This is a genomic window from Aquipuribacter hungaricus (assembly GCF_037860755.1).
Classification (GTDB): domain Bacteria; phylum Actinomycetota; class Actinomycetes; order Actinomycetales; family JBBAYJ01; genus Aquipuribacter; species Aquipuribacter hungaricus.
Map to the genome: position 1 here is coordinate 1 of NZ_JBBEOI010000120.1, position 11,142 is coordinate 11,142.

Annotated in this window: 10 protein-coding genes and 1 pseudogene; 10 read left to right on the forward strand and 1 reads right to left on the reverse strand. The window is 75.6% G+C overall.

Features of this window, described 5'->3' with window-relative positions; all coding sequences use genetic code 11:
- The 7 genes from WCS02_RS12575 to WCS02_RS12605 form a co-directional block, all read left to right on the forward strand.
- Positions 1-615: hypothetical protein (locus WCS02_RS12575; RefSeq protein WP_340293712.1), on the forward strand; the 615-nt coding region annotated here is incomplete at its 5' end.
- A 105-nt stretch (positions 616-720) separates the two neighbouring features.
- Positions 721-1,929 (forward strand): kynureninase, encoded by a 1,209-nt coding sequence (locus tag WCS02_RS12580; protein WP_340293714.1) that lies wholly within the window; start codon positions 721-723, stop codon positions 1,927-1,929.
- 105 nt (positions 1,930-2,034) lie between these two features.
- Entirely contained in the window at positions 2,035-3,765 is a 1,731-nt protein-coding gene (locus WCS02_RS12585) for an ABC-F family ATP-binding cassette domain-containing protein (protein WP_340293716.1), read from the forward strand.
- Between the two features lie 183 nt (positions 3,766-3,948).
- On the forward strand, positions 3,949-4,392 hold the full coding sequence (gene rplM, locus WCS02_RS12590; RefSeq protein WP_340293718.1) for a 50S ribosomal protein L13: 444 nt from the start codon (positions 3,949-3,951) through the stop codon (positions 4,390-4,392).
- 47 nt (positions 4,393-4,439) lie between these two features.
- Complete coding sequence (rpsI, locus tag WCS02_RS12595; protein WP_340293720.1) at positions 4,440-4,952, forward strand: 30S ribosomal protein S9; 513 nt, start codon at positions 4,440-4,442, stop codon at positions 4,950-4,952.
- A 31-nt stretch (positions 4,953-4,983) separates the two neighbouring features.
- Complete coding sequence (glmM, locus tag WCS02_RS12600; protein WP_340293722.1) at positions 4,984-6,342, forward strand: phosphoglucosamine mutase; 1,359 nt, start codon at positions 4,984-4,986, stop codon at positions 6,340-6,342.
- A gap of 115 nt (positions 6,343-6,457) precedes the next feature.
- Positions 6,458-7,531, forward strand: coding sequence for a GNAT family N-acetyltransferase (locus WCS02_RS12605; RefSeq protein ID WP_340293724.1), 1,074 nt, complete (start codon positions 6,458-6,460; stop codon positions 7,529-7,531).
- Between the two features lie 3 nt (positions 7,532-7,534).
- Here WCS02_RS12605 and coaA read toward each other — a convergent pair whose 3' ends face one another.
- Positions 7,535-8,524 (reverse strand): type I pantothenate kinase, encoded by a 990-nt coding sequence (gene coaA / locus WCS02_RS12610; RefSeq protein ID WP_340293730.1) that lies wholly within the window; start codon positions 8,522-8,524, stop codon positions 7,535-7,537.
- Between the two features lie 87 nt (positions 8,525-8,611).
- Between coaA and glmS the strand changes: the two genes are divergently transcribed.
- From glmS to WCS02_RS12625, 3 genes and pseudogenes are all read left to right on the forward strand, one after another.
- Entirely contained in the window at positions 8,612-10,489 is a 1,878-nt protein-coding gene (gene glmS, locus WCS02_RS12615; protein ID WP_340293726.1) for a glutamine--fructose-6-phosphate transaminase (isomerizing), read from the forward strand.
- A gap of 22 nt (positions 10,490-10,511) precedes the next feature.
- The gene (locus WCS02_RS12620; RefSeq protein WP_340293728.1) at positions 10,512-10,862 is read left to right on the forward strand and encodes a holo-ACP synthase; all 351 of its coding nucleotides are present in this window, start codon (positions 10,512-10,514) and stop codon (positions 10,860-10,862) included.
- 5 nt (positions 10,863-10,867) lie between these two features.
- Positions 10,868-11,142 (forward strand): annotated as a pseudogene (locus WCS02_RS12625) (hypothetical protein); the annotation flags it as partial.

Below are 11,142 nucleotides of genomic sequence, written 5' to 3' on the forward strand. Positions count from 1 at the left end.
GCCCGGCCGGACGGCGCGCCCGGGGGGCCGGACCAGCCGGCAGGACCCGACGGGCCCGTCCTCGACGCGGACGCCGCCGACCGGCTGCGCGACGCGGTCACCGAGGCGGTGCTGTCGGCGTCGCCGGGCCTGCGCGAGCGCATCGCCGAGGACCCGGCGGCCTCGCTGGCGCTCGTGCTCGCCAGCAGGACCGCCGCGGAGCAGACCAGCCGCCTGCTGCAGGAGGCCGTGACCGCCGCGCGCGGGGCGGGCCACAGCTGGGACACGGTCGGCAGGCTGCTCGGGGTGAGCCGGCAGGCCGCCCAGCAGCGCTTCGGGGTCCCCGGGCCGCCGGCGGGCGCCGGGCCCGACCGGCGCGTGCTCACGCCCCTCACCGCCTTCGACGAGATGGGCGTGCTCGAGCGCGAGGGCCGGCGCGGCTGGCACCTCGTCGACTTCGGCCCGCTGTACCACGTGGTCGAGGCCTCGGGCACGGTGTGGGAGCACCGGCGGGCCCTGTGGTCGCCCGCCGCCGCGCGGCGCCTGGCCGCGGGCGGCTGGCTGCCGGTCGGGCCCGTGACGTTCCCCTGGGGGTACTGGAAGCGCCCGACGGGCGAGCCGGTCGAGATGGGGTGAGCCCCGCCCGGGTGAGCCCCGCCCGGGTGGGCACCGCCGGGATGGGTACCGCCGGGTGGGCCCTGGTCGCGCGGTCCGGGGGAGCGGCCTGGCAGCATCCCCCGGGTGACCCCCCTGGACGCCGCGCAGCTGGACGCCGCCGACCCGCTGGCCGGGTTCCGCGAGCGGTTCGTCCTGGACGGGGGACCCGCGGCCTACCTGGACGGCAACTCCCTGGGCCGGGCGCCCCGCGCGACCCTCGACCGGCTGGAGCGGCTGTACCGCGAGGAGTGGGCGGCCGGGCTCATCGGCAGCTGGGAGCACTGGGTCGACCTGCCCACCCGGGTCGGCGACGAGCTCGGTGCCGCGGTGCTCGGTGCGGCCCCCGGCCAGACCGTGGTGGCCGACTCCACGAGCGTGCTGCTGTTCAAGGCGCTGCACGCGGCGGCGGCGCTGCGGCCCGACCGCGACGGGCTCGTCGTGCTCGGCGGCGACTTCCCGACCGACCGCTACCTGGCCACCGAGGTGGCCCGGGCCCGCGGGCTGCGGCTGCAGGAGGTCGTGCCGCGCCCCACGGAGCCGGTCACCGCCGAGCAGGTGCGGGCCGCCGTGGGCCCCGGGACGGCCGTCGTGCTGCTCAGCCACGTGGACTACCGCAGCGCCGCACTGGCCGACCTCCGGGCGGTGACCGCCGCCGTGCACGACGCGGGCGCCGTCGTGGTGTGGGACCTGTCGCACTCCGCGGGCGTCGTCCCGCTCGCCCTGGACGCCGACGACGTCGACCTCGCGGTCGGCTGCACGTACAAGTACCTGTGCGGCGGGCCCGGCGCCCCGGCGTACCTCTACGCCGCCGCCCGCCACCACGACCGGCTGGTCAACCCGGTCCCCGGCTGGTTCGGCGCCGACGACGTGTTCGCCATGGCGCACGAGCACGTCCCCGCGGCCGGCGTCCGGCGCATGCTGTCCGGCACGCCGGTGGTGCCCGGGGTCGTCGCGGTGCAGGAGGGCGTCCGGCTCGTCGCCGAGGCAGGGGTGGCCGCCGTGCGGGCCAAGTCGGTGCTGCTCACCCGGCGGGTGCTGGAGCGGGCGGAGACGGACCTGGTCCCGGTCGGCTGGCAGGTCGCGACGCCGCGCGAGGACGCCCGCCGCGGCAGCCACGTCGTGCTGTCGGGCCCGGGTGCCCGGGAGGTCGTCGACCGGCTCGCCCGGCGGGGCGTCCTCGCGGACTTCCGCCACCCGGACCTGCTGCGGGTGGGCCTGTCGCCGCTGTCGACGTCGTTCGCCGAGGTGGACGCCGCCATGGACGCGGTCGCCGAGGAGGCCCGCCGGCCCTGAGCAGGAGCCCGCAGGACGCCGGCGACGCCGGGCCTGCGCCCGGGACCCCCTGCACCGGGTAACCCCGTCGCCCCACGGGCCGGCGGGCAGGCATGATCGGCGCCCGTGGGCCATGTCGACGTCGTGCAGGTGGGGTGGGTGCTGCCCGACGGTCGGCCGCTGCTGTCCGAGGTCTCGTTCTCCGTGCCCGAGGGCCGGACGACCGCGCTCGTCGGCCCCAACGGGGTGGGCAAGACGACCGTCCTGCGGCTGGTCACCGGGCAGCTGTCCCCGGACACCGGCAGCGTCGTGCACTCCGGCCAGCTGGGCGTCATGCACCAGCTCGTCGGCACGGTCGGCCGGGGCGAGGACGGCCCCGTCGCACCCGACGCCGACGGCGTGGTGACCGTCGAGCTGCTGCTGCGCTCGGTCGCCCCGCCCCGGGTGCGGGACGCCGCCCACGCGGTCGACGCCGCGGAGATCGCGCTCATGGACGACGACAGCGAGCCCGTGCAGATGCGCTACGCCCAGGCGCTGTCGGACTACGGCGACGCCGGCGGGTACGAGCACGAGAACCTCCTCGACCGGGTCTGCCAGGCCGCCCTGGGCGTGGGGTACGAGCGCGCCCGCGGCCGGGACGCCGCCTCGCTGTCCGGCGGGGAGCAGAAGCGGCTCGTCCTGGAGGCGCTGCTGCGCGGCCCGCAGGACGTCCTCGTGCTCGACGAGCCGGACAACTACCTCGACGTGCCGGGCAAGACCTGGCTCGAGGAGCGGCTGCGCGAGACCCCGAAGGCGGTCCTGCTGGTGTCGCACGACCGGGAGCTCCTGGCCCGCGCCGCCGACCGCGTCGTCACGCTGGAGCCCGGGGCGGCCGGGGCCACGGCCTGGGTGCACGGCAGCGGCTTCGCCACCTGGCGCACCGCGCGCGAGGAGCGCGGCGCCCGCCTGGCCGAGCTGCACCGGCGCTGGGACGAGGAGCGGGAGAAGCTCGTCGCCCTCGTGCTGCGGTACAAGGTGGGCGCCGCCTCCAACGACGGCCTGGCGTCGCAGTACCAGGCCGCGCAGACCCGGCTCCGGAGGTTCGATGAGGCCGGCCCGCCCCCGGCCCTGCCCCAGACGCAGCAGGTGACCATGCGCCTGCGCGGGGCCAGGACCGGCAAGCGCGCCGTCGTCTGCGAGCAGCTCGTGCTGCAGACCCCGGACGGGCTGCCGCTGGTGGAGCCGTTCGACCTCGAGGTGTGGTTCGGCGACCGGGTCGCCGTCCTGGGCTCCAACGGCTCGGGCAAGTCCCACCTGCTCCGCCTGCTCGCCGCCGGCGGGTCCGACCCCGGTCCCGAGCACCTGCCGGTCGGTCGCCCGGTCGCCCCGGTCCGGCACGAGGGCGTCGCCCGGCTCGGGGCGCGCGTGCGGCCCGGCTGGTTCGCCCAGACCGACGGCGCCGGCCACCTCCTCGGCCGGACCCTGCTGGAGGTGCTGCACCGCGGCGACGACCACCGCGACGGCCTGCCCCGCGAGCCGGCCAGCCGCGTGCTGGACCGCTACGGCCTGGCCGGGGCGGCGGAGCAGCGCTTCGAGGTGCTGTCCGGCGGGCAGCAGGCGCGCTTCCAGGTGCTGCTGCTCGAGCTGTCCGGCTGCACGCTGCTGCTGCTCGACGAGCCGACGGACAACCTCGACCTGCACTCGGCGGAGGCGCTGGAGGAGGGGCTGGCGGCGTTCCGCGGCACGGTGCTCGCCGTCACCCACGACCGCTGGTTCGCGCGCGGGTTCGACCGGTTCCTGCTCGTCGGCACCGACGGCCGCGTGCGCGAGGTGCCCGAGGCCGTCTGGGACGTCCGGCGGGTGGAGCGGGTACGGTGAGCCCGGTCGTGGCCGCGCGACGGGCCCGGGCGTTTTGACCCCGGGACCTGCGGCCCCGTACCGTTGGACGCTGTTGCGTGCACGCACCGCGTGCCCGCCTGCACCGCCCGAGAGACCCGGCCCCCAGGGCCAGGACCCGGCGGGGCGAAACCACGATCGAGACCGGCTGGACGAGGTAGACCTGTGCGCACGTACACACCCCGACACGACGACGTCGAGCGTCAGTGGCTCGTCATCGACGCCTCCGACGTCGTCCTGGGCCGTCTGGCCAGCCAGGTCGCCCAGCTGCTGCGCGGCAAGCACAAGGCCGTCTACGCGCCGCACGTGGACACCGGCGACTACGTCATCGTCGTCAACGCGGCCGAGGTCGCGCTGACGGGCTCCAAGCGCGACCAGAAGATCGCCTACCGCCACTCGGGCTTCCCGGGCGGCCTCAAGGCGGTGGGTTACACCGAGCTCCTCGCCACCAAGCCCACCCGCGCCGTCGAGAAGGCGATCGCGGGCATGCTGCCCAAGAACACCCTGGGCCGGCAGATGCTGGGCAAGCTCAAGGTCTACGCGGGCCCCGAGCACCCCCACGCGGCCCAGCAGCCGCAGCCGTACCAGATCAGCCAGACCGCGCAGTGACGCGTCAGCCCGAGCACGTCCAGAGCCTGAGGAAGTAGGAACAACACGTGGTCGACGTCACCACCGACGCCCCCGAGTCCGGCACGGACACCGACGAGGCGCCCGAGGAGTTCAGCGGGACCTACACGACCGAGTCGGTCGTGGAGACCAAGTCCGGCGGGCAGAGCATCACCGCCCCCGGCGCGGCCGTCGGCCGTCGCAAGAAGGCCATCGCCCGGGTGCGCATCGTCCCCGGCTCCGGCCAGTGGACGGTCAACGGGCGCACGCTCGAGGACTACTTCCCCAACAAGGTCCACCAGCAGGAGGTCAACGACCCCTTCTCGGTGACCGAGACCGAGGGCCGGTTCGACGTCATCGCCCGCATCGGCGGTGGCGGCCCCCACGGCCAGGCCGGCGCGCTGCGCCTGGCGATCGCGCGCTCGCTCAACGGCATCGATGTCGAGGCGAACCGCGCCACCCTCAAGAAGGCCGGCTTCCTCACGCGCGACCCCCGTGCGGTCGAGCGCAAGAAGGCCGGGCTCAAGAAGGCCCGCAAGGCTCCCCAGTACAGCAAGCGCTGACGCGCCCGGCGCGCGGCTCGGCGGCTCACGCATGACGAGGATCTTCGGCACGGACGGCGTCCGCGGCCGTGCCAACGTCGACGTGACCGCCGAGCTGGCGCTGGACCTGTCGGTCGCGGCGGCGCACGTCCTCATCGAGGGCCGCCCCGAGACCGGCCTGCGCCCCCGGGCGCTGCTGGGCCGGGACCCGCGTGCCTCCGGCGAGTTCCTCGCCGCCGCGGTCTCGGCCGGCCTCGCCAGCGCCGGCGTGGACGTCCTGGACGCCGGCGTCATCCCCACGCCGGGGCTCGCCCACCTGGTGGCGAGCCGTCCCGACGTGGACCTGGCGGTGATGATCTCCGCCTCGCACAACCCGATGCCCGACAACGGCATCAAGTTCTTCGACCGCTTCGGTCGCAAGCTCGCCGACGACGTCGAGGACGCGATCACCGAGCTGGTCGGCCGGCGCTGGGAACGCCCCACCGGCGCCGGCGTCGGCCGGGTCGCCCCGGACCCGGGCGCCGCGCAGGCCTACGCCGCGCACTGCGTGGCCTCGCTCCCGGGCCGCACCCCGCTGGCCGGGCTCACCGTCGTCGTGGACTGCGCCCACGGCGCGGCGTCCACCGCAGCACCGTTCGCGCTGCGCACCGCCGGCGCCACGGTCCACGTCATCGGCGCCGACCCCGACGGCCTCAACATCAACGACGGCTACGGCAGCACGCACCTGGGCCCGCTGCAGCAGGCGGTCGTCGCCGCCGGGGCCGACGTCGGCGTGGCGTTCGACGGCGACGCGGACCGCTGCCTGGCCGTGGACCACACCGGCGAGACTGTCGACGGCGACCAGATCCTCGCCGTGCTCGCCGTCGCCATGCGCGACGCCGGCCAGCTGCACGAGGACACCGTCGTCGCCACCGTCATGAGCAACCTCGGCCTGCACCTGGCGCTGGAGGAGCAGGGCATCGCCCTGGTCACCACCGGCGTGGGGGACCGCTACGTGCTGGAGGCGATGCGCGAGGGCGGCTGGACGCTCGGCGGCGAGCAGTCCGGCCACGTCATCCTGCCGCGCTGGAACACCACCGGCGACGGCCTGCTCACGGCCATGCAGCTGCTGCACCAGGTCGCGACGACCGGGCGCAGCCTGCGCGAGCTCGCCGGGGTCGTCACGCGGCTGCCGCAGGTGCTGCTCAACGTCGCCGGCGTCGACAAGGCCGGCGTGCGCACCGACGAGGCCGTCACCGAGGCCGTCGCCGCCGCCGAGCGCGAGCTGGGCCGCACCGGCCGGGTGCTGCTCCGGGCCTCCGGCACCGAGCCCCTCGTCCGCGTCATGGTCGAGGCGCCGGACATCGAGGGCGCCGAGCGCCACGCCCGCGCCATCGCCGACGTCGTGCGGTCCCGCCTCACCCTGGCCTGACGCCCGGCCCTCCGCACGGGCTCCTGGTCCTGCACTGTCCCACCGCCCCGCGCGCGGCGGACGGTCGTCGGAAAAGGCGTTGCGCCGGGTGCGGCACCCGCACGACCGTGGTCCCGTGACCACCGCAGCGCACCCGCTCGTCGACGTCGACCCGACCTCCCCGCACTTCGCCGGGATGGTCCGCCTGCTCGAGGACCTCGACCGCGAGGCCGTCGGCGACGACTTCGAGCCGCAGGACCCGGACTGGCACGCCGCGTCCTGGCAGACCCACAACGGGCACCAGGTCGCCTGGGTGGTGCTCGACGAGGACCGCGTCGTCGCCGTCGCCAAGGCGTTCCTGCCCGTGCGCGACAACACCCACCTCGTCGAGCTCGAGCTCGGCACCGCGGCGTCGCACCGCGGCCGGGGGCACGCCCGGGCGCTGCTGGGGCGGGTCGTCGACATGATGCGTGCCGAGGGCCGCGACACCGTCGTCAGCGGCACCGTGGTGCGGTTGGGCGCGGAGGAGACCTGGGCCCTGCACGAGCGCGCCGTCGCCGACGTCACCGTGAGCACGCGCGGGCTGCCGGGGCCGGGGACGTCGTTCGCCGCCGCCGCGGGCGCCGTCGTGGTGCAGACCGAGCTGCGCAGCCAGGTCCGGCTCCCGGTGGACCAGGACGTCCTCGCCGCCGTCGAGGCCGAGGTCGGCGCCCACGCCGACGGCTACACGACGAGGTCGTGGACCGGCTGCCCGCCGGAGGACCTGCTCGACGACCGCGCCGCACTGGCCGCCCGGATGAGCACCGACCCGCCGCTCGGCGACATGGACTGGCGCCCCGAGGTGTGGGACGCCCAGCGCGTGCGCGACACCTACGCCGACTGGGCGGAGCGCGGCCTGAGCGTCGTGGGCGCCGGCGCGGTGCACGAGGCCAGCGGCACGATGGTCGCCTTCAGCGAGATCGGCCGCGACCGCCGCAGCCCCACCATCGCCTACCAGTTCGACACCATCGTCGACCCCGACCACCGGGGCCGCCGGCTCGGCATCGTCGTCAAGGCCGCGAACCTCCGCGCCGTGGAGGCCGCCATGCCGGAGGTCCGCCGGGTGCAGACCTGGAACGCGCTGGAGAACGGGCCGATGCTCCGGGTCAACCGGGCCATGGGGTTCGTCCCGGTCGCGCTCTACCCGCTGTGGCAGCTCAAGCTGACCTGAGCCTCACACCTTGCGCAGCCGGACCCGCCGGACCGAGTGGTCGGGACCCTTGGTGAGCACCAGGCTCGCCCGGCCGCGCGTGGGCAGGACGTTCTCGCGCAGGTTCCGCTCGTTGATGTCGTGCCAGATCCGCTCGGCGGTCTCCCGCGCCTCGTCGTCGGACAGGCCGGCGTAGCGGCGGAAGTACGACTCCGGCCGGGCGAAGGCGGTCTCGCGCAGCCGGAGGAAGCGGTCGACGTACCAGGAGCGGACGTCGTCCACCCGGGCGTCGACGTAGATGGAGAAGTCGAAGAAGTCGCTGACGGCGACCCCCTGGCGGCCGTCGCTGCGCACCCGCGCCGGCTGCAGGACGTTGAGCCCCTCCACCACGAGGATGTCGGGGCGGCGCACGGTGACCTCGGCGCCGGGGACGATGTCGTAGGTGAGGTGCGAGTACACCGGCGCGGTCACCCGTGACCGGCCGGACTTCACGGCCTGGACGAAGCGCAGCAGCGCCCGCCGGTCGTAGGACTCCGGGAAGCCCTTGCGGCCCATGAGCCCGCGGCGCTCGAGCTCGGCGTTGGGGTAGAGGAAGCCGTCCGTGGTGACCAGCTCGACCCGCGGCGTCGTGGGCCAGCGCGACAGCATCTCCCGCAGCAGCCGGGCCGTCGTCGACTTGCCCACCGCCACGGAGCCCGCGACGCCGATGACGTAGGGCGTGCGGGCGGGCGGGTGCTCCCCGAGGAACGTCGAGGTGGCCTCGCGCAGGCCGTCGTTGGCCTCGACGTAGAGGGTGAGCAGGCGCGACAGCGGGAGGTAGACCTCCTGCACCTCACCCAGGTCGACCCGGTCGCCGAGGCCCTGCAGCCGCGCGACGTCGTCCGGGCCCAGGGTCAGGGGGGTGCTGCGCCGCAGCCGGGACCACTGCTCGCGGTCGAACTCCACGAAGGGCGAGGCCGCGGCACCGTCGTCCCCGGGCGCGGGGGCGGGGACCTCCGGGGCGGAGGTCGGCACGGGCGGGAGGGCGGCCACCCGTCCATCCTGCCCGTCCCCGGCCCGGCGGCAGCCCCGGCGCCCGCCGGGCTCCTACACTCGGCGACCATGTGCGGCATCGTCGGGGTCAGCGGCAGGGCTGGGGCGCCGAAGGCGCTGGACGTGGTGCTGGGCGGGCTGCGGCGGCTGGAGTACCGCGGCTACGACTCCGCGGGCGTCGCCCTGCTGGACGCCGACGGCATCCACGTCACCAAGCGCTCGGGCCGCCTGGCGCGCCTGGTCGACGCCGTCACCGCCGCCGAGACCGACACCCCCGTGGCCGCGTTCTCGGCCCCCGCCGGCATCGGGCACACCCGCTGGGCCACGCACGGCGGGCCGACCGACGCCAACGCCCACCCCCACGTGTCGGAGGACGGCGAGGTCGCCGTCATCCACAACGGGATCATCGAGAACTTCGCCCTGCTCCGCGCGGAGCTCACCGCGGCCGGCGTCGAGCTGGCGTCGGAGACCGACACCGAGGTCGTCGCCCACCTGCTCGCCCGGCGCCTCGCCGAGGGCGGCACGGACCTGGCCGGTGCCATGCGCGAGGTCGTCGTCCGGCTCGAGGGCGCCTACACCCTGCTCGCGGTGTGGCGTCGCACCCCCGACGTCGTCGTGGGCGCCCGCCGCAGCTCGCCGCTGGTCGTCGGCGTGTCCGAGGACGCCACCTACCTGGGCAGCGACGTCGCCGCGTTCATCGACCACACCCGCGACGCCGTCGAGCTGGGGGAGGACCAGGTCGTCGAGGCCCGCCCCGACGGATTCACCATCACCGGCTTCGACGGGGTGCCCGTCCAGGGCCGCCCGTTCCGGGTGACGTGGGACGCCGCCGCCGCCGAGAAGGGCGGCTACGCGACGTTCATGGCCAAGGAGATCGACGAGCAGCCGCAGGCGGTCGCCGACACCCTCCGCGCCCGCTCCGACCTGGACGGCCGGCTCGTGCTGGACGAGATGCGCCTGGACGAGGACGTGCTCGCCCAGGTCGACAAGGTCGTCATCGTCTCCTGCGGCACCTCCTGCTACGCGGGCATGGTCGCCAAGTACGCCATCGAGCGGTGGGCGCGGCTGCCCGTCGAGGTCGAGTACTCCCACGAGTTCCGCTACCGGGAGCCCGTCGTCGGCCCGCGCACGCTCGTGGTCGCCATCACCCAGTCCGGCGAGACGATGGACACCCTCATGGCCGTCCGCCACGCGCGGCAGCTGGGCGCCCGGGTGCTCGCGATCTGCAACACCCACGGCTCGACGGTGCCGCGGGAGTCCGACGGCGTGCTCTACACCCACGCGGGCCCCGAGGTCGCGGTCGCCAGCACCAAGGCCTTCCTCGCCCAGATCACCGCCACCTACCTGCTCGGGCTCTACCTGGCCCAGGTGCGCAAGCAGATGGACCCCGCGGACATCGCCGAGGTGATGCGCGAGCTGCAGGCCGTGCCGGACAAGGTGCAGAAGGTGCTCGACGGCTCCGAGGAGGTCCGCCGGATCGCCCGCTGGATGGCCGACACCCGCTCCGTCCTCTTCCTCGGCCGCCACGTCGGCTACCCGGTCGCGCTCGAGGGCGCGCTCAAGCTCAAGGAGCTCGCCTACATCCACGCCGAGGGCTTCGCCGCCGGGGAGCTCAAGCACGGCCCGATCGCGCTGATCGAGCCCGGCCAGCCCGTCTTCGTCGTCGTGCCGAGCCCGCACGGGCCCGGCTCGGTCCACAGCAAGGTCATCTCCAACATCCAGGAGATCCGTGCCCGCGGGGCGCGCACCATCGTCATCGCCGAGGAGGGCGACGACGAGGTCGTGCCGTACGCGGAGGAGGTCATCCGCGTGCCCGCGACGCCGCCGCTGCTCGCCCCGCTGGTCACCGTCGTGCCGCTGCAGGTGTTCGCGTGCGAGCTGGCGACGGCCAAGGGCCTGGACGTCGACCAGCCCCGCAACCTCGCCAAGAGCGTGACCGTCGAGTGAGCGGCCCGGCGCGGGGGCCCCGGTGATCGTCGGGGTCGGCACGGACGTCGTCGACGTCGCGCGCTTCATGGCGCAGGTGGGTCGTACGCCCGGGCTGCGGACGCGGCTGTTCACGCCCGAGGAGCGCGACCTGCCCCCGGCGTCCCTGGCGGCCCGGTTCGCCGCCAAGGAGGCGATCGCCAAGGCCCTCGGCGCGCCGGTAGGGATGCGCTGGCACGACTGCACCGTGACCCGCGAGGTCGGGGCCGCCCCCACGGTCCGGGCGACCGGCACGGTCGCCGCACGGATGACCGAGCTCGGGGTCACCCGGCTGCACCTGAGCCTGTCCCACGACGCGGGCATCGCCTCGGCGACCTGCGTCGCCGAGGGCTGAGGCCGGTGGGACGCCCGGTCGGCCCGTCGGTCGGTCTGTCGGCGGTGGAGGCGCCCGGTCGTGACGCCACCGACCCGCTAGGGCCGTTCCTGCTCCCCGCCTGGGCGCCGGAGGACGTCGCCCGTGCCGACGCCGCCCGGGTCGAGGGCGGCGCCGACCTCATGTCCGTCGCCTCCGCGGCGCTCGCCACCGTGTGCCTGGCCCGGCTGCGCGAGGTGCGCGGCAGGGCGGCGGGGGCCCGTGCCGTGCTCTTGGTCGGGGCGGGCGACAACGAAGTCGG

Coding starts and splice junctions, on each gene's coding strand:
- glmM (WP_340293722.1), top strand. CDS start 4,984: ATGACGAGGATCTTCGGCACGGACGGCGTCCGCGGCCGTGCCAACGTC.
- glmS (WP_340293726.1), top strand. CDS start 8,612: ATGTGCGGCATCGTCGGGGTCAGCGGCAGGGCTGGGGCGCCGAAGGCG.